Source organism: Thermomonas hydrothermalis (assembly GCF_900129205.1).
Classification (GTDB): Bacteria; Pseudomonadota; Gammaproteobacteria; order Xanthomonadales; family Xanthomonadaceae; genus Thermomonas; species Thermomonas hydrothermalis.
Genome location: NZ_FQUK01000012.1, coordinates 1 through 23760 on the forward strand (window position 1 = coordinate 1; position 23760 = coordinate 23760).

Annotated in this window: 24 protein-coding genes; 15 read left to right on the forward strand and 9 right to left on the reverse strand. The window is 67.0% G+C overall.

The window, feature by feature from the left end:
* On the forward strand, positions 1-198 hold a 198-nt coding region (locus BUA29_RS04820; RefSeq protein ID WP_143148810.1), incomplete at its 5' end, for a transposase.
* Positions 199-324: 126 nt separating this feature from the next.
* Here the strand turns inward: BUA29_RS04820 and lptG are convergent.
* Together lptG and lptF are read right to left on the reverse strand one after the other, a co-directional pair.
* Positions 325-1419: an LPS export ABC transporter permease LptG gene (gene lptG, locus BUA29_RS04825; protein ID WP_072755488.1), complete on the reverse strand. Its 1095-nt coding sequence runs from the start codon at positions 1417-1419 to the stop codon at positions 325-327.
* The gene (gene lptF, locus BUA29_RS04830; protein WP_072755489.1) at positions 1416-2495 is read right to left on the reverse strand and encodes an LPS export ABC transporter permease LptF; all 1080 of its coding nucleotides are present in this window, start codon (positions 2493-2495) and stop codon (positions 1416-1418) included. The genes lptG and lptF overlap by 4 nt, the downstream gene beginning before the upstream one ends.
* Before the next feature lie 143 nt (positions 2496-2638).
* Between lptF and BUA29_RS04835 the strand changes: the two genes are divergently transcribed.
* The 5 genes from BUA29_RS04835 to BUA29_RS04855 all read left to right on the forward strand — a co-directional run bounded on the left by BUA29_RS04835 (position 2639) and on the right by BUA29_RS04855 (position 10532).
* Positions 2639-4123: a leucyl aminopeptidase gene (locus tag BUA29_RS04835; protein ID WP_072755490.1), complete on the forward strand. Its 1485-nt coding sequence runs from the start codon at positions 2639-2641 to the stop codon at positions 4121-4123.
* Between the two features lie 9 nt (positions 4124-4132).
* Complete coding sequence (locus tag BUA29_RS04840) at positions 4133-4558, forward strand: DNA polymerase III subunit chi (RefSeq protein ID WP_072755491.1); 426 nt, start codon at positions 4133-4135, stop codon at positions 4556-4558.
* 10 nt (positions 4559-4568) lie between these two features.
* Positions 4569-7394, forward strand: a complete 2826-nt coding sequence (locus tag BUA29_RS04845) for a valine--tRNA ligase (RefSeq protein ID WP_072755492.1) — start codon at positions 4569-4571, stop codon at positions 7392-7394.
* A gap of 311 nt (positions 7395-7705) precedes the next feature.
* Positions 7706-8110, forward strand: coding sequence for a DUF2946 family protein (locus BUA29_RS04850; RefSeq protein ID WP_072755493.1), 405 nt, complete (start codon positions 7706-7708; stop codon positions 8108-8110).
* A gap of 109 nt (positions 8111-8219) precedes the next feature.
* Positions 8220-10532, forward strand: a complete 2313-nt coding sequence (locus BUA29_RS04855) for a TonB-dependent receptor (RefSeq protein ID WP_072755494.1) — start codon at positions 8220-8222, stop codon at positions 10530-10532.
* A gap of 11 nt (positions 10533-10543) precedes the next feature.
* Here the strand turns inward: BUA29_RS04855 and BUA29_RS04860 are convergent, their stop codons facing one another.
* The 4 genes from BUA29_RS04860 to pssA are packed head-to-tail and all read right to left on the reverse strand — an operon-like array spanning position 10544 to position 12383.
* Positions 10544-10804 (reverse strand): hypothetical protein, encoded by a 261-nt coding sequence (locus tag BUA29_RS04860; protein ID WP_072755495.1) that lies wholly within the window; start codon positions 10802-10804, stop codon positions 10544-10546.
* 30 nt (positions 10805-10834) lie between these two features.
* Positions 10835-11317 (reverse strand): ribosomal protein S18-alanine N-acetyltransferase, encoded by a 483-nt coding sequence (rimI, locus tag BUA29_RS04865; protein WP_072755496.1) that lies wholly within the window; start codon positions 11315-11317, stop codon positions 10835-10837.
* On the reverse strand, positions 11314-11610 hold the full coding sequence (locus tag BUA29_RS04870; RefSeq protein WP_072755497.1) for a hypothetical protein: 297 nt from the start codon (positions 11608-11610) through the stop codon (positions 11314-11316). Before BUA29_RS04870 ends, rimI begins: the two co-directional genes overlap by 4 nt.
* Complete coding sequence (gene pssA, locus BUA29_RS04875) at positions 11607-12383, reverse strand: CDP-diacylglycerol--serine O-phosphatidyltransferase (protein ID WP_072755498.1); 777 nt, start codon at positions 12381-12383, stop codon at positions 11607-11609. The genes BUA29_RS04870 and pssA overlap by 4 nt, the downstream gene beginning before the upstream one ends.
* A gap of 72 nt (positions 12384-12455) precedes the next feature.
* Between pssA and BUA29_RS04880 the strand changes: the two genes are divergently transcribed.
* The 4 genes from BUA29_RS04880 (at position 12456) to BUA29_RS04895 (ending at position 15464) form a co-directional block, all read left to right on the forward strand.
* Positions 12456-12842: a DUF4124 domain-containing protein gene (locus BUA29_RS04880; RefSeq protein WP_072755499.1), complete on the forward strand. Its 387-nt coding sequence runs from the start codon at positions 12456-12458 to the stop codon at positions 12840-12842.
* A complete protein-coding gene (locus tag BUA29_RS04885; RefSeq protein ID WP_072755500.1) occupies positions 12839-13108 on the forward strand; it encodes a DUF4124 domain-containing protein in 270 nt (89 codons plus the stop codon). The genes BUA29_RS04880 and BUA29_RS04885 overlap by 4 nt, the downstream gene beginning before the upstream one ends.
* A gap of 53 nt (positions 13109-13161) precedes the next feature.
* On the forward strand, positions 13162-14871 hold the full coding sequence (locus tag BUA29_RS04890; RefSeq protein ID WP_072755501.1) for a proline--tRNA ligase: 1710 nt from the start codon (positions 13162-13164) through the stop codon (positions 14869-14871).
* A 218-nt stretch (positions 14872-15089) separates the two neighbouring features.
* The gene (locus tag BUA29_RS04895; protein ID WP_072755502.1) at positions 15090-15464 is read left to right on the forward strand and encodes an H-NS histone family protein; all 375 of its coding nucleotides are present in this window, start codon (positions 15090-15092) and stop codon (positions 15462-15464) included.
* A gap of 97 nt (positions 15465-15561) precedes the next feature.
* On the opposite strand, the gene BUA29_RS04900 is transcribed toward BUA29_RS04895, so the two are convergent.
* A complete protein-coding gene (locus BUA29_RS04900; RefSeq protein ID WP_072755503.1) occupies positions 15562-16812 on the reverse strand; it encodes a threonine/serine exporter family protein in 1251 nt (416 codons plus the stop codon).
* A 67-nt stretch (positions 16813-16879) separates the two neighbouring features.
* On the opposite strand from BUA29_RS04900, the gene BUA29_RS04905 reads away from it, so the two are divergent.
* From BUA29_RS04905 to BUA29_RS04925, 5 genes are all read left to right on the forward strand, one after another.
* A complete protein-coding gene (locus tag BUA29_RS04905) occupies positions 16880-18001 on the forward strand; it encodes an MlaE family ABC transporter permease (protein WP_084602353.1) in 1122 nt (373 codons plus the stop codon).
* Positions 17998-18804 carry an ABC transporter ATP-binding protein gene (locus tag BUA29_RS04910; protein ID WP_245770511.1) on the forward strand — a complete coding sequence of 269 codons (807 nt, stop codon included), beginning with the start codon at positions 17998-18000 and terminating at the stop codon, positions 18802-18804. The genes BUA29_RS04905 and BUA29_RS04910 overlap by 4 nt, the downstream gene beginning before the upstream one ends.
* Positions 18804-19730 (forward strand): MlaD family protein, encoded by a 927-nt coding sequence (locus tag BUA29_RS04915; RefSeq protein ID WP_072755505.1) that lies wholly within the window; start codon positions 18804-18806, stop codon positions 19728-19730. Before BUA29_RS04910 ends, BUA29_RS04915 begins: the two co-directional genes overlap by 1 nt.
* The gene (locus BUA29_RS04920) at positions 19727-20356 is read left to right on the forward strand and encodes an ABC-type transport auxiliary lipoprotein family protein (protein ID WP_072755506.1); all 630 of its coding nucleotides are present in this window, start codon (positions 19727-19729) and stop codon (positions 20354-20356) included. The genes BUA29_RS04915 and BUA29_RS04920 overlap by 4 nt, the downstream gene beginning before the upstream one ends.
* Positions 20357-20480: 124 nt before the next feature.
* Positions 20481-22157 (forward strand): electron transfer flavoprotein-ubiquinone oxidoreductase, encoded by a 1677-nt coding sequence (locus tag BUA29_RS04925; protein ID WP_072755507.1) that lies wholly within the window; start codon positions 20481-20483, stop codon positions 22155-22157.
* A gap of 190 nt (positions 22158-22347) precedes the next feature.
* Here BUA29_RS04925 and BUA29_RS04930 read toward each other — a convergent pair whose 3' ends face one another.
* Together BUA29_RS04930 and BUA29_RS04935 are read right to left on the reverse strand one after the other, a co-directional pair.
* On the reverse strand, positions 22348-22974 hold the full coding sequence (locus BUA29_RS04930) for a CoA transferase subunit B (RefSeq protein ID WP_072755508.1): 627 nt from the start codon (positions 22972-22974) through the stop codon (positions 22348-22350).
* 1 nt (position 22975) lies between these two features.
* Complete coding sequence (locus tag BUA29_RS04935; RefSeq protein WP_425443766.1) at positions 22976-23695, reverse strand: CoA transferase subunit A; 720 nt, start codon at positions 23693-23695, stop codon at positions 22976-22978.
* Positions 23696-23760 lie beyond the last annotated feature (65 nt).

A 23760-nucleotide genomic window follows, 5' to 3' on the forward strand; every position in this document is an offset into this window, starting at 1 on the left:
TGGGAGCGCTACAAGGCGAGCCTGCGGGCGAAGGTGGAGCACCCGTTCCGGGTGATCAAGCGGCAGTTCGGCTACATGAAGGTGCGCTACCGCGGCATCGCGAAGAACGCGGCCCAGGTGCTGACGCTGTTTGCGCTGTCGAATCTGTGGATGGTGCGCCGGCAGTTGATGCCGGCGACAGGGTTGGTGCGCCTGTAAGGCGGGGAAACCCGCCTGAAAGCGCCGGAAACGGCGCGTATACAGGGCATTGGAACGGCATTCGAGACAAAAATCTGCCTTGGAAGGCCGGGATCGAGGCGTCAGGGCGGGTTGTTCAGACCTTCCCTAGCTGCGCCGCTGGAACATCAGGAACGACACCGTCAGCATGATGATCGGCGGCAGGGCATAGGCGATACGGAAATCGATGTGATAGATCCCGGCCAGCCGTGACGAGATCATCTGCAGCACCCAGAAGCCCAGGGCGAACACGATGCCGATGAACAGGCGCTTGCCATAGCCGCCGCTGCGCAGCGATCCGAATGCAAATGGCAGCGCCGCCAGCACCAGCGCCAGCACGTTGAACGGGTAGAACCAGCGGCTCCAGTACTCGTTCTCGAACTCGGACGCATCCAGCTGGTTGCGCCGGCGGTACTCGATGGCATTGCGTAGTTCGGCACTGCGCAACGTTCCCGGCCGGGCGATGCTGGCCGAAAGCACCGTGGCATCCAGCTGTGACGCCCAGCGTTCCTGTGCCACCCGACTCCGCTGCACCGACTTCGCGGCGAACACGTCGCGCTCAACGTTGTGCAGCAGCCAGGCACCGTCGCGGTGTTCGGCACGCGCCACGTGGGCAATCGAGCGCAGCCTGCCATCGCCGTCGAACTCGAACAGCCGCACCCCACGCAGCTCAAGCCAGCGGGCATCGCCCTGCCGGCGTTCCTGGCCGTCGCGGGCATTGAGGAACATGTTGCCCTCGCGCGCCCACAACCCGCTGTAGCGCGACAGCGCCATGTCACCGTAGCGCAGCGACTTGATCTCACGCGCGCGGGCATTGCCCCAGGGGGCCAGGGTATCGCCAACCAGCAGCATCAACACCGTGATCAACCCCAGCAGCGCCAGCACCGCCCCGGCCAGACGGGCGCGTGAGACCCCCACCGCGCTGAGGATGGTCAGCTCGGCGCTGGCGGCCAGCTGGCCCAGTGCCAGCAGGGTGCCGATCACTGCCGCGGTCGGAAACAGCTGATAAATCCGACCAGGAATGGTCAATCCGGTGGCGGCAATGGCATGGCCCAGGGTGTAGCCGCCGCGGCCGATCTCGTCCATGTCGCCAGCAAACGCCAGCACCACGTCCAGCCCGAGCAACACCGCCCACGCCAGCAGGATGCTGGCAAGCACGCTGCGAGCCAGGTAGAGATCGTGCAAACGCGGCCAGCGTTTCATCGCCGCCCCCTGCGCCGCGGCAGCTGGCCATCGCGGACATAGCGCCAGACCGCCACCGCCAGCAGCGGCAGCAGCAGCCACCACAGCCCCAGCGCCGTCGGCAGACGCCCTTCCGCCAGCCAGCGGGTGCCGAGGATGATCAGCATCAGGTTGACCAGATACACCAGAAACGCCAGCAAGATCGCCCCGTGCCGCGACTGCCGCGGCAGACTGCGCGCCATCGGCACCGCCAAGAGCGCCAGCGCCAGCGCCAGCAACGGCGAAGCCAGCCGCCAGTGCAGCTCGGCGCGTGCCGGCGGCGAGGGATCGCGCAGCAGAGCCGAGGTTGGTTGCAACTCGGGCGCGTCGCTGCGGCTGCCTGCATCTGCCGGCGGCAGCACCAGCTCGTTGCGGCGATACCGCATCAGCCGGTAATCCAGCGCCGTACCAGCGGCCGGGCCTTCCACCCGAAAGCCATCCAGCAGCGTCAGCAGGCGCTCACCGTGGTCGTGGCTCAGCTCGCCGTTTTGCGCCGTGGCCACGTCGATCCGGTCGTTGCGCTCGTGGAACAGGAACACCCGCTGCAAGCGGGTGCCGTCCGCGGACATCTGGCCGACATAGGCCACCCCGCCGTTGGCCAGGGCGGTGAAGCGGCCCGGCTCCAGCCCGGCCACCAGGAGATTGCGGTTGGCCTCGGCCACCATGCTGCGGGCCAGCCGGATTGACATGGGCCCCAGCCACAGCGAGCACAGCGCAATCACCACCAGCACCGGTACCACCACCCACAGCAGCGGGCGCAGCAGGCGCTGCGGACCCACCCCGATCGCCGTCAGTACGAACATCTCCGAATCGCGATACAGCCGGCCGACCGCCAGCGACACGCCCAGCAGCAGCGCCAGCGGCAGGATCATCGGCAGATGGCCCAGCAGGCGCAGCCCCAGCTGCGACAGCAGCAGCGACGGCGGCAGCTTGCCGCGCGCCATTTCTGCAATCACATCGGCAAACACGCCCCCCAGGCTGACCATGGCCAGCACCACCAGCGCCGCCAGTACGGCACGTGCAAACTCGGCACTCAGGTAGCGGTCCAGCTTCGGCATCGGGCCCGGTTGCTTTAGAATCGAAGGTTCACTCCGCGCGGCACCGCCGCCCGGGCGCAGGCCGCGCATTGTATGCCAGCCAGGCGCTCTGCCCGCCGCTGCCCTGCGCCATTCCTCTCCCTACGCCACGGGTACCCTGATCGATGAGCCTCGAATTCAGCCTGAACCAGACCCCTGCCGCCAGCGCCACGGTCGATTGCGTGATCGTCGGCGTGTATGCCGACCGCCACCTCAGCCCTGCCGGACAGGCACTCGATGACGCCAGCGGCGGCCGCCTGAGCGCGCTGGCCACACGCGGCGACCTCGACGGCAAGCTCGGCAAGACCACCCTGCTGCACGATCTGCCCGGGGTCACCGCCCCGCGCGTGCTGGTGGTGGGCCTGGGCGAAGCCGGCAAGTTCGGCGCCGCCCAGTACATCAAGGCCGTCGGCCACGCTGCCGGTGCCCTCAAGACCGGTGCCATCGCCACTGCCCTGCTCACCTTGAGCGAATGCGTGCCGGACGGCCGGACCCCGGCCTGGGCGATCCGTCAGGCCGTGATCGCTGCCGACCACGCCTGCTACCGCTACACCGCCACCCTGGGCGCGAAAAATCCCAAGCGCGAGGAATCGGGCCTGCGCCAGCTGGCGATTACCGGCAGCGACACCACTGCACTGGCCCAGGGCATCGCCATCGCCGCCGGGGTGCGCTTCACCCGCGAACTGGGCAATCTGCCACCCAACCTGTGCACCCCGGCCTATCTGGCCGAGCAGGCTCAGGCGCTGGCGGCGGCACAGCCCGGCGTGGAGTGCGAGGTGCTCGACGAGGACACCATGCAGGCGCTGGGGATGGGCGCACTGCTGGCCGTCGCGCGTGGCAGCGCCCAGCGTCCGCGCCTGATCGTGCTGAAGTACAACGGCGGCGCTCAGGCCAAGCCCTACGTGCTGGTCGGTAAAGGCATCACCTTCGATACCGGCGGGGTCAACCTCAAGACCCAGGGCGGCATCGAGGAAATGAAGTACGACATGTGCGGCGCCGGCACCGTGCTGGGCACGTTCCTGGCGGCGGTGACCATGCGGCTGCCGATCAATCTGGTGTGCATCGCCGCTGCGGTGGAAAACGCCATCGACGGCAACAGCTACCGGCCGTCCGACGTGATCACCAGCATGTCCGGCAAGACCATCGAAGTGGGCAACACCGATGCCGAAGGCCGGTTGATCCTGTGCGATGCACTGACCTATGCCCAGCGCTTCCAGCCGGCCGCGCTGATCGACGTGGCCACCCTGACCGGGGCCTGCATGATCGCACTGGGCCGCGAAGCGACCGGGGTGATGACCCGAAGCAGCCAGGACCTGGTGCAGGAGCTGCTGAGCGCCGGCGAGCAGGCCTGCGACCGCGGCTGGCAGCTGCCGCTGTGGGACGAGTATCAGCCGCTGCTGGATTCGGCCTTTGCCGATGTCTACAACATCGGCGGCCGCTGGGCCGGCGCGATCACCGCAGGCTGCTTCCTGTCACGCTTCACCGAAGGCCAGCGCTGGGCGCATCTGGACATCGCCGGCGTGGCCAACAGTGACGGCAAGATGGGCATGGCCACCGGCCGCCCGGTCGGCATGCTGTGCCAGTGGTTGCTCGATCAGAGCGCACGCTGACCGATCGGCATGGCGCGCGCCGACTTCTACCTGATCGACAAGCCGCGCTTTCGCCAGCAGCCGCTGCTGCTGGTGTGCGAGCTGGCGCGCAAGGCCTATGCCACCGGGCAGCCGACCCTGATCCTGGCGCGCGACCGTGCCCAGGCCGAAGCGCTGGACGATCTGCTCTGGGCATTCGACCCGGATGACTACCTGCCGCACCAGATCGCCGGCCAGGACGAGGACGACGAGGACACGCCGATCCTGATCGCCCCGCCGGAGATCGACGTTCCGCTGCGGCCGCTGCTGATCAACCTGCGCGATCAGGCCCCGCAGGGCGCGTTCGAGCGCGTCCTGGAAGTGGTGCCGGCCGACCCGGCCGCCCGCGGCCCGCTGCGCGAGCGCTGGCGCCATTACCAGCGCCTCGGGCTGACCTTGAACAAATACGACATGTGACCTCCCTGCCATGACCGCCCTCGCCTCCGGCTACGACCCGAAATCCTTCGAATCCCGCCTGTATGCCCAGTGGGAGGCCGCCGGCCTGTTCACCCCGCAAGGCGATGGCCCGGCCTACACCATCCTGCTGCCGCCGCCCAACGTCACCGGCACCCTGCACATGGGCCACGCCTTCCAGCACACCCTGCAGGATGCGCTGATCCGCTATCACCGCATGCGTGGTTTTCGGGTGTTGTGGCAGATGGGCACCGACCACGCCGGCATCGCCACCGAAATGGTGGTGAGCCGCAACCTGGCGCTCGAAGGCAAGGGCGAAACGCGCGACTCGCTGGGCCGCGAGAAGTTCATCGAAAAGGTCTGGGCGTGGAAGCAGCACTCCGGCGACACCATCGAACGGCAGATGCGCCGGCTGGGCGCCTCTGGCGACTGGTCGCGCAGCGTGTTCACCATGGACCCGATGGCCTCGACCGCGGTGACCGAAGCCTTTGTCCGGCTCTATGAGGCTGGGTTGATCTACCGCGGCCAGCGCCTGGTCAACTGGGACCCGGTGCTGAAGACCGCGATCTCCGACCTGGAGGTCATCAGCGAGGAAGAAAACGGCCACCTGTGGTCGATCCGCTACCCGCTGGCCGACGGCGCCACCTTCGAATACGTCGAGCACGACGCCGACGGCAATGAAATCCTGCGCGAGGTGCGCGACTACGTGGTGGTGGCCACCACCCGCCCGGAGACCCTGCTGGGCGACACCGCGGTGATGGTGCACCCGGACGATCCGCGCTATCGCGACCTGCATGGCAAGGCGGTGCGACTGCCGCTGACCGACCGCAGTATTCCGGTCATCACCGATGACTACGTCGATCGCAGCTTCGGTACCGGTGTGGTGAAGGTGACTCCGGCGCACGACTTCAACGACTACGCGGTCGGCCAGCGCCATGGGCTGCCACTGCGCAACGTGTTCACCGACGACGCCCGGATCGTGGCCGCAGCCGACATCCCGGCGCGCTACCACGGTCTGGACCGATTCGAGGCGCGCAAGGCCATCGTCGCCGACCTGGAGGCCGCCGGCCTGCTGGTGGAAATCAAGCCACACAAGCTGCAGGTGCCACGCGGCGACCGCAGCGGGCAAGTGATCGAGCCCTTCCTCACCGACCAGTGGTTCGTGAAGATGGACGGCCTGGCCCGGCGCGGACTGGCGCTGGTCGAGTCGGGCGAGGTGAAGTTCGTGCCGCCCAACTGGGTCAACACCTACCGCCACTGGCTGGACAACATCCAGGACTGGACCATCAGCCGCCAACTCTGGTGGGGCCACCGCATCCCGGCTTGGTTCGATGCCGCCGGCAACGTGTACGTGGGCCGCAGCGAAGCCGAGGTGCGCGCCCGTCACGACCTGGGCGATACACCGCTGCGTCAGGACCCGGACGTGCTGGAAACCTGGTTCTCCTCGGCGCTGTTCCCGTTCTCGACCATGGGCTGGCCAGACCCGCAGGCGATGGCCGAACGTGGCTTCGACCAGCATCTGCCCAGCAACGTGCTGGTGACCGGCTTTGACATCATCTTCTTCTGGGTGGCGCGGATGATCATGCTGACCGACCACCTGACCGGCCGGGTGCCGTTCCGCGACGTCTACATCACCGGCCTGGTGCGCGACAAGGACGGCCAGAAGATGTCCAAGTCCAAGGGCAACATCCTCGACCCACTGGACATCATCGACGGCATCGATGCCGATGCCCTGGTCGCCAAGCGCACCACCGGGCTGATGCAGCCGAAGATGGCCGAGAAGATCGAAAAGGCCACCCGCAAGGAGTTCCCGGAAGGCATCAAGCCGCATGGCGCCGATGCCCTGCGGTTCACCATGGCGGCCCTGGCCGGCCCCGGCCGCGACATCAAGTTCGACCTGGCCCGCTGCGAGGGCTACAAGAATTTCTGCAACAAGCTGTGGAATGCCACCCGTTTTGCGCTGATGAATATCGGCGATGCCACCTTTACGGGGGCGCCGCAGCCCAGCACCGACGCCGAGCGCTGGATCCTGGCCCAACTCGAACGCACCAGCGCCGAGGCGGCCGGGCATTTCGCCAGCTACCGCTTCGACCTGCTGGCGCAGTGCCTGTACGAGTTCACCTGGAACCAGGTCTGCGACTGGTTCCTGGAACTGGCCAAGCCCGCCCTGCATGGTGACGATGTCGCTGCAGCCCACAGCACCCGCCACACGCTGGTGTACGTGCTGGAAGCACTCCTGCGACTGCTGCACCCGCTGATCCCGTTCATCACCGAGGAGCTCTGGCAGGCCGTGGCCCCTCGGCTGGGCAAGTCCGGCAGCATCATGACCCAGCCCTATCCGCAGCCGGGCATGCTCGACACCACCGCCTACGCCCAGGCCGACGCCGACATCGAGTGGCTGAAGGCGATGGTGACCGCCGTGCGCCGCATTCGTAGCGAGCTGGGCGTCTCCCCCGCCCGCCAGATCACCCTGCTGGTGCGCGGCCCCAGCACCGACGACAGCACGCGGCTGGCCCGGTTCGACGCTCCGCTGCGCTTCCTGTGCAAGCTCGAGCATGTCGAGACGATCACCGGCGAGCCGCCCGCCGCTGCCGCCGCGGTGGTGGGCAGCCTGCAGCTGTTCGTGCCACTGGCCGGGCTGGTCGATCTGGATGCCGAGCGCGCCCGTCTCGACAAGGAAATCGCCAAGGTGGCCGCCGAGAAAGACAAGAGCGCCAGCAAGCTGGCCAAGTTCGGCCCTGGCGTGCCCGCCACTGTAGTCGAACAGGAAAAAACCCGGTTGGCCGACTGGAGCGCCAAGCTGGCCGCCTTGACCGAACAACGCGCACGGCTCGGATAAAAACGCACAAGGCTGCTGTCAGGCGTGCGGGGAAGACCCGCACGCCGCTCATGCGGCTGACTTCCGTCGGCAACCCCGCGCATTCGCGAAAACCCTGCGTCGCTGCTCGGTTTTCGCCCGTGTCAACCGCGGGAAATTGCTTTGTACGGAAAATTCCGTCGGCGTTCCCAGGCCGCCTGTCCGAAAGGCGAGCGCACAAACGACGGTTCGAACACGGACCGGACTGAATGGGTGTTCCGGCAGGTTCGGATGCCTTGCGGATTTGATCCAACGCAGACAATCGGTACGGGGTCGCCCATAATATCGGCCTGATGACTGCGCGACGTTGCCACCGCCTGCTGCTTTCGCTTGCCTTCGCAGGCAGCTTGTTGCTGGCCCTGGTGCCCAGCATTGGGCGGATGTACCAGGCCTTCGCGCAGGATCCATTGGCCAGCCCGCTTGGGCTGTTTTGCTCCAGCGACGGCCTAGTGAAGGGTGCCGACCTGCCGCATTGGCGGGCGAGTGGTACCAACGATCCCGCACCGCGGGCGCCCGTTGATGATTGCGCCTATTGCCCGTTGTTGGTGTCCCCGGCGCTGCCGTTGGCAGGTCTGTCGGTGCCACCGGCGCAACCGCTGCCGCAGACCCGCGCCGCCTTGCGCGTGCAACCGCGCCTGCCGCAACGTCACCTGATGGGATGGGCCCCGCGCGGGCCGCCGATGTCGAACGCGGGCTGAGCCCGACTGCCGTTTCACCGACACCTGCCCGGGTGCTCGCCAGCCGCGATGCGCCGGGTTCCCTTGGCCGTGCAGCCCAGCACCGGCCTCATCCCATTCTGGAGTTCCCATGCGTCCTCATTCCCTGTTGGTCGCGCCGCTCGCGGCCGCGATCCTCGCTGCATTGCCCACCCTCGCCCACGCGTCCGACCTGCCCGCCGCCGACGGCGACACCGTCCTGCCGAAGGTTGTCGTGCAAGGCACCCGCACCGACATCGCACCGGCTCGCACGATCGACGACGAGACCCTCGCTGCCGCTGCCGCCGCCACCAGCGATACCGCCTCGCTGCTCAAAAGTCAGCCCGGCCTGTGGGTCAATCCCGCCGGCGGTGTCTCCGGCCTGCCCTCGATCCACGGCCTCGCCGACGATCGCCTGCGCATCCGCTTGGACGGCGCCGACATCACCGCATCCTGCCCCAACCACATGAATCCGGTACTGTCCTATGTGGCGCCGTCGGATGTCGCCCGCATCGTGGTGTATCCGGGCATCACCCCGGTTTCGCAGGGCGGTGACTCGATCGGCGGCAGCATCGCCGTCGAGCGCAGCCAACCCAGCTTCGCGGCTCCGGGCACGGGCATTGCGCTGTCAGGCGAACTGGGGACTTACTACCGCAGCAATGGCGATGCCTACGGGGCGAATGTCTCGCTGAACGTCGCCAGCGAGCACTTCAGCATGCGCTACACCGGCTCGACGGCGCGGGCCGACAACTATCGTGCGGGCGGGGATTTCAAGCTCTACGATTTCACTGGCCGTGCGGGCCACGTATTGGCCAGGGACGAGGTGGGCTCGACCGGCTACGTCTCCCACAACCAGTCCCTGCAGCTGGCCTACACCAACGGCGACCACCTGCTGGAGGCGCGCCTTGGCTGGCAACAGATCCCGCGCCAAGGCTATCCGAACCAGCGCATGGACATGACCCACAACCGCCAGCGCAGCGCCAACCTGCGCTACCTCGGGCAGTTCAGCTGGGGACGGCTGGAGGCACGAGCGTATCGCGAGCTGCTCAACCACGCGATGGATTTCGGCCCGGACAAGCGGTTCTGGTACGGCTCGGCATCGGGCGGCAATAACCCGCCGGGTGGACAGGCGACCCCGTGCGCACCGATCGGGTCGACCTGCGCGGCCGGCATGCCGATGCTGACCTCGAGCAACACCACCGCCTTCATGCTGGATGCGGACATCGCATTGCAAGGGCAGGATCACCTGCGGCTGGGACTGGAGCAGCGCGCCTATCGGTTGAACGACTGGTGGCCGCCGTCAGGCGCGATGATGTGGCCGGGTGAGTTCTATAACATCCACGATGGGAAGCGCGACCGCAGCGCGGTCTACGCCGAATGGGAACACCACCTCGCTCCGCGCTGGATCGCCGAGCTTGGCGTGCGCTACGAGCGCGTCCGGATGAATGCCGGCCCGGTGCAGGGCTACAACCCCATGACCAACATGATGGGCTCCTGGCAGATGCGCGATGCTGCGCTATTCAACGCAGCCAACCGCTCACGCTCGGATGGCAACTGGGATGCCACCATGATCCTGCGCCAGTCGGTCTCGGATCGCATGGACATCGCGTATGGGGTGGCCCGCAAGACGCGTTCGCCCGGCCTGTACGAAGTGTTCCCGTGGTCCACCTGGACCATGGCAGCCATCATGAACAACTTCGTCGGCGACGGGAATGGCTACGTCGGCAACCTCGCGCTGGCGCCGGAACGCGCGCTTACCGCCTCGGTGACCTTCGACCTGCACGGCGCTGACCGTCGCTGGGAATTGCAGATCACGCCCTACGTGACCTCGGTCACCAACTACATCGACGCGATTCAGTGGGACCCCAGCACCAACGCCCCCCGCAGCACTCCAGTGCTCAATGCCTTCACCGTGCTGAAGTATGTGAACCAGGACGCACGGCTGTACGGCATGGATCTCTCCGGCAAGGCGCGCCTGGCGGAGAGCGGGCTTGGGGTGTTCGCGCTGCAAGGCACGCTGTCGTGGATGCATGGCGAAAACCGGACCACCGGCGATGGCCTCTACAACCGCATGCCAACCAACGCGCGCGTGTCGCTGACCCAGCGGCTTGGCGGCTGGGACAATGCGCTGGAGCTGGTGGCCGTGGCCCGCAAGAACGACGTCTCGCAGGTCCGCAACGAACTGGAAACCGCGGGCTACGGCTTGCTGAACCTGCGATTCTCGCGGGCGTGGTCGGCGCTGCGGCTCGACTTCGGGGTGGAAAACCTGTTCGACCGCCTCTACGCACTCCCGACGGGTGGTGCCTACGTCGGCCAGGGCACCACAATGTCGATCAATCCGCCGGTGCCGAACTATCCGCAGTGGGGGACACAGGTGCCAGGGCCCGGGCGTTCGCTGTACGCAGCGGTGACCCTGACGTTCTGATCCCGGCGCGATCAGCCAGGATGGATGAAGCCGGCGGCCACCCGCCGGCCTTCACCCATCACGACTGGACAGAGCTCCGGATCACCGTCGGCGATCCGGATCACCGGCGTCGTGAGTGGTACCGCGATCCGCTGGACGCATTCCACCAGCCCGTGTCGGGCCACCAGATCGGGACAGGCGGCGCGCTCGGCCAGCGGCACCTGCACCACCGCGCCCAGTTCTTCGTTGAACAGCGCGCGCAGCGGGCACGGCTGGGCTGACGTGCTGCCCACCGCCCGCCGGCCATGGACGGGCCGGCGGCGTCAGTCCAACAGCTCCATCGCCATCACGATGGCGTCCTCGCGGGTATTGCCGGGCGCCGGGTAATAGCGCGGACGCCGGCCGATCTCGTTGAAGCCGGTCTGCTGGTAGAGGGCGATCGCGCGCGGATTGGACGGCCGCACCTCCAGAAACACCCGCTGCGCGCCACCGGCGCGGGCAATCTTCAGCAACGCCTGCAGCATGCGCCGGCCCAGCCCACGGCCCTCGTATCCGGGCGCCGTGCACAGATTGAGCAGGTGCGCTTCCTCCGCCGCGATACTGAGCACGCCGTAGCCAGCCAGGGCGCCCTCGCCATAGTCATGCACCCACATGGCATAGCCGGCATGCAGGCAATCGAGGAAGATGCCGCGCGTCCAGGGAAAGGCGTAGGCACGCCGCTCGATCGCCATCACCGCGTCCAGATCCGCCTCGCGCATCGGCCGCAGGCCGGGCTGACGCGCTTCGAGATAAGTCGCCACGCTCATCGCCGTTCCCGTCGCAACGCCCGCAAATGCGGCCACAAGGCCCGCTTGACCTGCGGTTCCTGACGCAGCCTGGGCAATAGCGCCTGCACCACCGCCAGGCCCTGCACGACCTCGACCGGGCAAGCGGCCGCGTAAGCCAGCCGCGCCAGCATCCGCTCGTCATCGGACACGTCCAGCGGCGATGCGGCAGGCACCGGGTCAGGCCGGGTGGGCCTGACGCCAGGCACGCGCACCTGGTACGGCACCAACCCCAGCTCGGCCAGCACCGCCTGCTGGAAGGCATCCCAACTCAATCCACATCCTCCACCGGCAGCCGACGCCGCCGGAACCACAACAGCGGGCCGGACAGGGCATACAAGGTGCTGGCGCCCAGCAGGGTGATCGCTGGTGCAATCCACAGCGCGATCAGCCCGGCCAGCACCAGCACCAGCACGAAGAACGGCACCCGGTCGGCCTTGGGCCCCTGCCGACTGCCCTTGAAACTGTTGTAGCGGATCCGGCTGACCATCAGCAGCCCGGCCAGCACCGTCAGTGCCAGCGCCGGGTAGCGCAGCTGCTGGCCAGGCAGGTGGAACTCATGGCACACCCAGACGAAGCTGGCGATCAGCCCGGCGGCGGCCGGGCTGGCCAGACCGATGAACCAGCGCTTGTCCACCTTGCCGACCTGACTGTTGAAACGGGCCAGCCGCAGCGCCGCACAGGCGGCGTACAGAAATGCCCCAAGCCAGCCGACCTTGCCCCAGGTCGGGCCATCCAGTTTCAGCGTCACCAGCGCCCAGTGGTACATCAGCATGGCCGGCGCCATGCCGAAGCTGACCAGATCGGACAACGAGTCATACTGCACCCCGAACTCGCTCTGGGTGTTGGTCAACCGCGCCACCCGGCCATCCAGGCCGTCCAGCACCGCCGAGATGAAAATGGCGATGCAGGCGATCTCGAACCGTCCCTGCGACGCCGCGATGATCGAATAGAACCCGCCGAACAGGGCGCCGGTGGTGAACAGGTTGGGCAGCAGGTAAATCCCGCGACCGCGCATGTGGGGTTGGAGATTCGGAGTCTGATCCATCCTCTCAGTTTACGGGCTTGCAGCCGGAGCCGCGCGGTGCTGCAATCAACCGGCATTCCCCCGGAGCCCATCATGCGCCCTGTTCATCTCGTTTCCGCCCTGATCATGACCTGCCTGGCCGTGCCGGTCCTCGCCCAGCAATCGCAGCGGGTTTACCAGTGGAAGGACGCCAACGGCGTCACCCACTATACCGACACCCCACCGGCAGCCCGTCACACCACCCGCGACATCGACGTGCGTACCGGCACGCCTGCGGCCAGCACCGCCAAGCAGCCGGAAAGCGAGCAGTGCACCAATGCCCGCGCCAACCTCAAGCGCCTGCAGAGCGGCGAGCCGATCGGCATCGACACCAATGGCGACGGCAAACCCGACCGCAACCTCAGCACCGATGAACGCAAGGCGCAGACCGAGCTGAACGCGGCGGCAGTCAAGGCGTTCTGTCCGCCTGCCAGCCCATGAGGCAGCTCGCCCTGCTGGTGCTGGCGCTGGCCACGGCCGCGGCCGCCTGGTGGTGGTTCACCACCGAGATGCCGCGGCGCGAGCGCGAACGTGAAGCCGCCGCCGAAGCCGCGGCGATCCAGGCCGCGCGTGCCAACAGCCTGTATCGCTGGCGCGACGAGGACGGTCACCTGCACGTCAGCGACAGCCCACCCAAGGGCCGACGCTACGAACGCATCAGCAAGACCCCGCGCGAGGGCATTGAGGTGGACGGCCGGCGCCAGTAAGCACAAGGCCAGGCATGGCACAATGCCTGCTTTCCGTTGCCCGCCGGTCCCCCATGCGTCTGTCGCGTTTCCATCTTCATACCGAAAAAGAAACCCCCGCCGAAGCCGAGATCGTCAGCCACAAGCTGATGCTCAAGGCCGGCATGATCCGCAAGCTGGCCGCCGGCCTGTATACCTGGACGCCGCTTGGCCTGCGCGTACTGCGCAAGGTCGAGGCCGTGGTGCGTGAGGAGATGAACCGCGCCGGCGCCATCGAAATGGCGATGCCCTCGATCCAGCCGCGCGAGCTGTGGGAGGAAACCGGGCGCTGGGAAAAATTCGGCCCGCAACTGCTCAAACTGCGCGACCGCAAAGATCAGGAATACTGCTTTACCCCGACCGCGGAAGAGGCCGTCACCGATTTCTTCCGCCAGGAAGTCGCAAGCTACAAGCAGCTGCCGCTGAATTTCTACCAGATCACCACCAAGTTCCGTGACGAGATCCGGCCGCGCTTCGGGGTGATGCGGGCACGCGAATTCGTGATGAAGGATGCCTATTCCTTCCATATCGACGATGCGTCCCTGGCGGCCGAATACCGCAACATGTACGACACCTATGCGCGCATCTTCACCCGGCTTGGGCTGCGATTCCGCGCAGTGGCGGCCGACACCGGCGCGATCGGCGGCAACGCCTCGCACGAATTCCACGTCCTGGCCGACTCCGGCGAGGATGCCCTGGCATTCTGCGAAACCTCCGACTACGCGGCCAATGTCGAACTGGCCGAAGCCATCGCCCCCGGCCCGCGCCCGGCGCCGAGCGAACCGCTGCGCGAAGTGGCCACGCCCACCCAGAAAACCTGCGAGGAGGTGGCGGCGCTTTTGGGGATTCCGCTGGCGCGCACGGTCAAATCGGTCGCCGTGATCGGTACCGGCCCGGACGGCCAGCCGCAATTCACCCTGGCCCTGGTGCGCGGCGACCACATGGTCAACACCATCAAGCTGGCCAAGCTGCCTGGGCTGGCGGAGTATCGCCTGGCCAACGAGGCAGAAATTCTGGAATACCTGGGCAGCGAACCGGGATTCCTGGGGCCGCTGAATCCCCGCAAACCGATCCGGGTGATCGCCGATCGCAGCGTGGCCGCCATGGCCGATTTCGTGATCGGCGCCAACAAACCTGGCGCCCACATCGCCGGCGTGAACTGGGGCCGCGATTTGCCAGAACCGGAAGTCGCCGACCTCCGCAACGTGGTCGAGGGTGATCCCTCCCCGGACGGCAAGGGCGTGCTGCGTATCGCCCGTGGGATCGAGGTGGGCCACGTCTTTGCCCTCGGGCGCAAATATTCCGAAGCCATGCACTGCACCGTGCTGGACGCCCACGGCAAAGCCGTGCATCCCGCAATGGGCTGCTATGGCATTGGGGTATCGCGGATCGTCGCCGCCGCCATCGAGCAGAATCACGACGATGCCGGCATCTGCTGGCCGGAGGCGATGGCCCCCTGGCAGGTCGCGGTCTGCATCATCAATCCCAAACAGGACCCGGCCGTGACCGCCGCCGCGGAGGCACTGTATTCCGAGCTGCTGGCGGCCGGGATCGACACGGTGCTCGATGACCGCGGCCTGCGCCCGGGCGCGATGTTTGCCGACATCGAGCTGATTGGCATTCCGCACCGGGTGGTGGTGTCCGCCCGCGGGCTGGAGGCGGGCCACTACGAATACCGGGCGCGCACGGCCAGCGCATCGGAAACCCTGGACAAGGTCACCTTGTTGACCCGGCTCGGGCGCTGAAATACCGGCCCGCGCATCGCACCGGGGTCTGAGGCGGGGGTTTGCCGCCCCCGTCGATTGCGCTAGCCCGCTTTTTTCACAGTGCCGTGTCGCTGCGAATGGTATCTCCCGGTTGAATCCGGGAGTACCAATCGCTTGCTTGCGCGCGCCGAATGCGTATGATTCGCGCATCCATGGAATGGATATTGACCCATTTTCCCAAATTAACGAGTCCAACCATGACCATCGATATCGAAAAACTCGGCCCGCAGGAACTGGCCGCCCTGATCGCACGCGCCAACAAGCGCAAGAAAATCCTGGCCAAGCGCAAGCCTGCCGCCCAGGCCAAGGCCGCGGTCGCCAAAGTGCTCAAGCAGTACGGCTGGACCTTTGAAGAACTGTTTGGCAAGAGCACTGCGGCCGCCCCGGCAGCACGCAAGCCGCGCAAGGCGGCGGGTACCGGCAAGCGCCGCAGCACTGGCAAGGTGCCGCCCAAGTACCAGAATCCGGCCAACCCCAACGAGACCTGGACCGGGCGCGGCCGTCCTCCGCGTTGGCTGGCCGCCGAACTGGCCGCCGGCAAGACGCTGGAATCGTTCCTGATCCAGAAGTAAGCCAGCCCCCAAGCCAATCATCCGCCCACGCCGGCGCATGCGCCGGCGTGTTTTTTTGCCTGATGGGCCGGAATCTCCCTGCCGGGCCTTTTGATACTCAAAGATTGCGGCGCGCGGCCACCAGCAGATTGCCAAACAGCAGCCCGGCCAGCAGCGCCATCAGGGTGTTGAGCGCCGCCAGCGCCGCCCCCTGACTTGCCCCCAGATCCTGGCTCTGCACCAGCGTGATAACGCCGCGCAGCGCCACGCTCCCAGGCACCAGCATGATGATGCCGGGCAACCGGATCAGCGCACCCGGGCGATTGCGCACACGCCCGTAGGCATTGCCGATCGCCGTGGTCAGCAGCGCCGCCAGAAACAGTCCGGCCTGGGCGCCGAACCATTCCCCGCCATAGTGCGAAATCAGATAACCACCGGCCGCGGCCGCCATCACCAGCGGGTAATCGCGCCGGTGCGCTCTAAACAAAACGGCAAACGCAAACGCACCCAGTGCCAGCGCGCACCAAACCACCCAGTCCGGCTGCGGCCGGGCGGCGCGCACCGCCGGTTCGATGCCCAACAGCCCGGCCACTGCCAGCGCAATCGCGGTGCCAATGGTCAGTTTGAGAATGGTGGTCAATGCGCCGGCAAAGCGCGCAGTTCCCGACACCAGATGCCGGCTGGTCAGCTCGTTCATCGCATTGGTCAGCGCCATGCCAGGCAGCAGCACGATCAGCGCGGAAATGATCACGGTGTTGAGATTGAGCGGCCCGATCCAGACCGATACCGCAATCGCCACTGCGCCGGCCACCAACCCGCAAACCGCCTCGAATGCTTCGCCCAGCTGCGGGCGTGCCTGCGCCAGTTGATCGAGCAGACCGATCACCAGACCGATTGCAGCGGCCACCCCGATGTCCAGCCACGGCAGCCGCAACAATCCGGCCACCGCCGCCGATGCCAGGGCAAACCCGATGACTTGCATGGTTCGCCCGCGCCGGCCGGCTAGGCGCTGCAGCGCGCGCAGCGCCTGACGGCCTTCCGAGATCTGCATACGCCCGGCCAGCACGTCTTCGGCGATGCGGTCGGCTTCGCACAACTTGTAGAGATTGGTATCGCCACCGACCAGACGGATCACCCGGGTGGTGTCGGTTTCGCCGGGCGGCCGGCGCGGATCGCTGAACGCCAGAATCATGCCGGTGGGATTGACCCACGGCTGGCACTCCAAGCCCAACCGACGCGCCACCGCCACGATCGCGCCTTCCAGGCGCTGTGCGGTCGTCCCGTAGGCATGCAAGTGGGTGGCCAGATCGACCACGAAGGCGACGCGTTCGGTGTAGGACTCGTGCTCGTGACGGGTGTGCGGCAGCATCGCGCAAGCATGACATGCCGGCCCCGGTTTCACACCGCCGCCACGGCATTGCGTAAGCTTGGCCGCGATGCACCAGGCGCCTCACCATCATCCGCCGTCTGCCGAGGTCACAGACGACGCCCCGACCATGCTGCGTCTGCGCGGGCGCTGGACGCTGCGCTACGCCAGCGAGATCGGCGACGTGCTGCGCGCCGTGCCGGCGGGGATCACCCGCATCGACGCGCGTGCAGTCGAACGTCTGGACACGCTGGGGGCGCTGCAGTTGCTGCGGTATGCCGAACGTCACGGCCTGGACTTCACCCAGTTCTGTTTTCGCGATGAGCACCAGCCGCTGGTGAATGCCATCGAAAACGTCCAGGATGACCGTCCGCCGCCGCCGCGCGAAACCGGCCTGCGGGCCGCGCTGGAACGATTGGGGCAGGCGATCACGCGCAGCATCGACGAAACGGTTGGGCTGGTCGGGTTTTTTGGCGAGGTGCTGGTCAAACTGCTGCGTCTGTTCAAGGAACCACGCCGGTTCCGCCCGATTGCCACCGTCCATCACATGGAACAGGTGGGGCTGGATGCCGTGCCACTGGTGGCGCTGCTGTCGCTGATGGTGGGCGCGGTGATCGCATTCCTGGGGGCCACCGTGCTGGCCGATTTCGGGGCCACGATCTATGTGGTGGAGCTGGTCACCATCGCCTTTCTGCGCGAGTTCGGCGTGCTGCTGGCGGCGATTCTGCTGGCTGGTCGCACCGCCAGCGCCTTCACCGCACAGATCGGCATGATGGTCAATCGCGAGGAAGTGGACGCCATCCGCGTGCTCGGGCTGGATCCGGTCGATCTGCTGGTGCTGCCGCGCTTGCTGGCGCTGCTTGCGATGCTGCCGCTGCTGACCTTCATCGCCATGCTGGCCGGCCTGCTGGGCGGGCTGCTGGTGGCCAGCCTGGCGCTGGACATTCCGGCACCGGCCTTCCTGAACCGGATGCAGGCCACGTTCCAACTGCGGCATTTTCTGGTCGGCATGACCAAGGCCCCGGTATTTGCACTGGTCATCGCCCTGATCGGCTGCTTGCAGGGCCTGCGCGTGCGCGGCACCGCGCAGTCGCTGGGCGAACGCACCACCGCCAGCGTGGTGCAGGCGATCTCGATGGTGATCGTGCTGGATGCGCTGGCCGCGCTGTGGTTCATGGAGATGGGCCTGTGAGCGCGACGCCGACCCCATTGATCCGGGTGCGCGGCCTGACCACCCGCTTCGGCACGCAGGTGGTGCATGACGGGCTGGATCTGGACGTACAGCGCGGCGAGATCCTGGGCGTGGTCGGCGGATCCGGCAGCGGCAAGTCCGTGCTGATGCGCACCCTGCTCGGCCTGTTGACGCCAGCCGGCGGCACGATCGAAATCCTCGGTGTGGATGCGCGTGCCGACGATCCCGTGCTACGTCGCCATATCCAGCGCAACATCGGCGTGCTGTTTCAGGATGGCGCCCTGTTTTCCTCGCTGACCGTGGGCGAAAACGTGCAGGTGCCGCTGAAGGAGTATTACCCCGATCTGCCAGATTCGCTGCGCTATGAGTTGGCACTGCTCAAAGTGAAGCTGGCTGGGCTGCCGGCCGAGGCGCTGGACAAACTGCCCACGCAACTGTCCGGCGGCATGCGCAAGCGCGCTGCCCTGGCGCGGGCACTGGCACTCGACCCGCCGCTGCTGTTCCTCGATGAACCCACCGCCGGGCTCGACCCGATCAGCGCCGCCGCCTTCGACCAGCTGCTGCGCACCCTGCGCGATGCCCTCGGCTTGACCGTGTTTTTGATCACCCACGATCTCGACACGTTGTATGCCATCTGCGACCGGGTGGCGGTGCTGGCCGATCGCCGTATCCTCGCGGTGGCGCCGCCGCCGGTGCTGGAAACGCTCGACCACCCCTGGGTGCAGGCGTATTTCAACGGCCCACGTGGCCGGGCGGCGCAGGTGGCCCACCAGGCCAGGCCCTCAGACCAAGGACGCAAGTGATGGAAACCCGCGCCAACCATGTGCTGATCGGCGGCTTCGCCATCCTGGTGACCGTGTTGCTATTGCTGTTCGTGCTATGGGCCACCAAGTTCGGGGCCGAACGCAACTGGCAGCGTTACCTGGTGGTCTTCACCGAACCGGTGGTCGGGCTGACCGAAGGCAGCAGCGTGCAATACAACGGCATCGCCGTCGGCACCGTGGACAAGCTCAGTCTGGATCCGGCCGACCCGCGCCGGGTGCTGGCCCTGCTCAAACTCAAGGCGGATACACCGATCCGGGTCGATACCCGCGCCAAGCTCTCGCAACAAGGCATCACCGGCGTGCCGTTCATCCTGCTCAGCGGCGGCAGCCCGGATGCCGCGCCGCTGCAACCGCCACCCGGCAGCGACATTGCCATCATCCGCGCCCAACCGTCGGCGCTGCAGAACGTGGCCGACAGCGCCAATCGGCTGGTGGCGCGGCTGGATGAGTTGCTCAGCGAAGACAACATTCGCCACCTCAACGCCACCCTGGCCAATCTGGAACAGGCCAGCGCCGCCCTGGCCACACGGCGGCAGGACATCGAACAGCTGATCGTCAATGCCCGCGATGCCACCGCCGCGCTGAAAACCACCCTGGACAGCGCCAACGGCACTTTGACCGGGCTCGATCGCGGCCTGGTGCAACGCCTACCCGCCTTGTTGGACAGGCTGGATGGCACCATCGCCAAGCTGGATGCCGCGGCCGGCCATGCCGATGCGCTGATCAGCGAAAACCGCCCGGCGATCAACGCCTTCACCCACCAAGGCTTGAGCCAGGTGGAACCGACCCTGGTGGAACTGCGCGGGCTGGCCCGCGACCTGCGGCAACTGACCCAGCGCCTGCAAGGCAACCCAGCCCGCGCCCTGCTGGGGCGCGACGCGCCCAAGGAGTACGACCCGCGATGAGCCGTCCTGGTGCTTTCCCTGCCCTGATCGCCGCCGGACTGCTGGTGCTGCTGCCCGGATGCAGCAGCCTGCTCGGTGGCCCGGCCACGCCCGTGGCCATGTACCAGCCCAGTGTGCCGGTCACGCCCGATCCGGCCTGGCCTGAGGTCAGCTGGTCGCTGGCGCTGGCACCGCCACAGGCGCCCTCCGTGCTGGACGACCGGCGTCTGCTGGTGCACACCGCCCAGGACGAACTGCTGCCCTACCGGGGGGTGACCTGGGCGCTGCCGCCCCCGGCGCTGCTGACGCAGACGGTCTTGCAGACCCTAGACGCCAGCGGCCGGATCGGCGCGGTGGCGCACCAGGACAGCGGCATGGCGGCCGATTACCGCCTGTTGCTGGAACTGTCCCGCTTTCAGGCCGAGCAAGACGGCGCCCCGGCCGTGCAGATCGACGTCACCGCCCGCCTGTTGCGGATGCGCGACATGCGCCTGGTCGGCAGCCGCCACTTCGCACTGCGCCAGCCCGCGGCCAGCATGGACGCCCCGGCCCTGGTCAACGCCTTCGGCCAGGCGCTAGGCAAGCTGGGGCACGACATCGCCGGCTGGGCCCTTGCGACCGGCCAGGCGGCCACCCACGAGCCTTGAGGAAACGCCCGTCAGGCACGGCTTACGCCACCTGCTGCCTCGTCCAACACCCCGACCGGCACGGCACTGATTGCCGCCACCAGGCAAAGCCCGGACAATCACGGGCCCGCGACAGGAGAGCCCCATGAGCGCACACAACGCGACCCAGGCCGAACGTGAATCCATGGCCTACGACGTCGTCGTGGTCGGCGCCGGCCCGGCCGGGCTGGCCACCGCAATCCGCCTGAAACAACTGGCCGCCGACGCCGGACGTGAGGTCTCGGTGTGCGTGCTGGAAAAAGGCTCCGAACCCGGCGCGCACATCCTGTCCGGCGCGATCATGGATCCACGCGCGCTGACCGAGCTGTTCCCGGACTGGGCCGAACGCGGCGCGCCGCTGAAGCAGGCCGTGACCCGCGACGAGTTTCTGTTTCTCGATGAAACCGGCGCCAAGGCCACGCCGCACTGGCTGCTGCCGGACTGCTTCAAAAACGAGGGCAACTACATCGTCAGTCTGGGCGCGGTGACGCGCTGGCTGGCCCAGCAGGCCGAAGCCCTGGGCGTGGAGATCTTCCCCGGCTTTGCCGCGGCGGAAGTGCTCTACGACGATACCGGCGCGGTCAAGGGCGTGGCCACCGGCGACATGGGCATCGGCAAGGATGGCCAGCCGACCGACCAGTTTCAGCGCGGCATGGAACTGCACGCGCACTACACGATCTTTGCCGAAGGCGCGCGCGGCCATCTTGGCCGGCAGCTGATCGCCCGCTACCAACTGGATGCCGGCAAGGATCCGCAAAGCTATGCCATCGGCATCAAGGAGCTGTGGCAGGCCGATCCGGCCAAGCACCAGCCAGGGCTGGTGGTGCACACCGCTGGCTGGCCGCTGGATGCCGACACTTACGGCGGCTCGTTTCTGTACCACGCCGAGGACGGCAAGATCGCGATTGGCTTCGTGGTCGGGCTGGACTACAAGAACCCATGGCTGAGCCCGTTCCAGGAGTTCCAGCGCTTCAAGACCCATCCGGCGATCCGCAAGCACTTAGAAGGTGGCAAGCGGATCGGCTACGGCGCCCGCGCCATCACCGCCGGCGGCCTGCTCAGCCTGCCCAAGACGGTGTTCCCAGGCGGTGCGCTGGTCGGTTGCGAGGCCGGTTACCTCAACGCCAGCCGGATCAAGGGCAGCCACGCCGCGATCAAGACCGGCATGCTGGCCGCCGAAGCCGCCTTTGCCGCGCTGTGCGAAGGCCGCAGCCGGGATGAACTGACCGCTTATCCAGCCGCATTCGAGCGTAGCTGGCTGCATGCAGAACTGCTGCAGGCCAAGAACTTCAAACAGTGGTTCAAGAAGGGCCGCACCGTCGCCACCTTGATGACTGGCATCGAGCAGTGGCTGCTGCCCAAGCTGGGCATCCGCACGCCGCCGTGGACGCTGCACCGGAAAACGCCGGACCATGCCTGCCTGGCACCGGCGGCGACGCAGCCGAAGATCGAGTACCCCAAGCCCGACGGCGTGCTCACCTTCGACCGCTTGAGCTCGGTGTTCCTGTCCAACACCTACCACGATGAAGACCAGCCCTCGCACCTGACGCTGAAGGATCCGACGATCCCGGTCGCGGTGAACCTGAAGCAGTACGCCGGCCCCGAGGCCCGCTACTGCCCGGCCGGCGTGTACGAGTATGTCGGCGACCCCGGCGCCGAGCGCCTGCAGATCAACGCTGCCAACTGCGTGCACTGCAAGACCTGCGACATCAAGGATCCCACCCAGAACATCGTCTGGGTGGCGCCGCAAGGCGGCGGCGGGCCGAACTACCAGAACATGTGATGACCCATGGAAAAGCCGCCCGAGAGGCGGTTTTTCCTGATTGACGGCATCTCACGCAGGCGGGCAAACGCGCAGGGGCGCCGATAGGCGAACCCCTGTAGCGAAATCAAGGGGGAGGCAGTGGCATTGCCGCTGCCGGAGGACATTCGCGGAAGGGGCTTGCCTGTCAGCGTCAGTGGCTCCGCGATCTTTAGCGCAGCGGCACGCCCGTTTTGGCCGCCACCTCGTCGCAACTGACGCCGTCGGCCAGTTCGACCAGCTTGAGACCCTCCGGCGTCACGTCGAACACACCCAGCTCGGTGATGATGCGATCGACCACACCCACGCCGGTCAGCGGCAGGGTGCACTGCGGCAGGATCTTGGGCGTGCCGGCCTTGGTGGTGTGCTCCATCAGCACCACCACGCGCTGCACGCCGGCCACCAGATCCATCGCCCCGCCCATGCCCTTGACCATCTTGCCGGGCACCATCCAGTTGGCCAGGTCGCCCTTGTCGGTGACTTCCATGGCACCCAGGATGGCCAGGTCGATATGGCCGCCGCGGATCATGGCAAACGATTCATGGCTGCCGAAGAAACTGGCACCCGGCACCGCCGTCACGGTCTGCTTGCCGGCATTGATGAGGTCGGGATCGACCTCGTCCTCGGTCGGGAACGGGCCGATGCCGAGCAGGCCGTTCTCGCTCTGCAGCCAGACATTGATGCCCTCGGGGATGTAGTTGGCCACCAGCGTCGGCAGGCCGATGCCGAGGTTGACGTACATGCCGTCGGCCAGCTCCTGGGCGGCGCGACGGGCCATCTGTTCACGGGTCCAGGCCATCTCAGTTGCCCTCCGACTGGCGAACGGTGCGCTGCTCGATGCGTTTCTCCGGATGCGGATTGAGCACCAGGCGATCGACATAGATCCCGGGCAGGTGCACCTGGTCGGGGTCGATCTCGCCAATCTCCACCAGCTGCTCGACCTCGGCCACGCAGACCTTGCCCGCCATGGCGCAGACCGGGTTGAAGTTGCGTGCGGTCTTGCGGAAGACCAGGTTGCCGGCATGGTCTGCTTTCCACGCCTTGACCAGCGACACGTCCGCCTTCAGCGCGGTTTCCAGCACGTACATGCGGCCATCGAATTCACGCGTTTCCTTGCCCTCGGCCACGACGGTGCCGTAGCCGGTCGCGGTGTAGAACGCCGGGATGCCGGCACCGCCGGCGCGCAGGCGCTCGGCCAGCGTGCCCTGCGGGTTGAACTCCAGCTCCAGCTCACCCGCCAGATACTGGCGCTCGAACTCTTTGTTCTCGCCCACGTAGGACGAAATCATCTTGCGGATCTGCCGGGTTTCCAGCAGCAGACCCAGGCCGAAGCCGTCCACGCCGGCATTGTTGGAAATCACGGTCAGGTTGCGAACGCCGGAGTCACGCAGCGCCGCAATCAACGCCTCCGGGATGCCGCACAACCCAAAACCGCCCACGGCCAGGGTCTGGCCATCGGCGATCAGGCCCTGCAGGGCGGCGGCGGCGCTTGGATACAGCTTGCTCTTGGCGGAAGCCACGGGCAGTTCCTCGCACGATCGATTGGAGCCCGCATTCTAGCCGCTTGTGCGATATGTCCTCACTG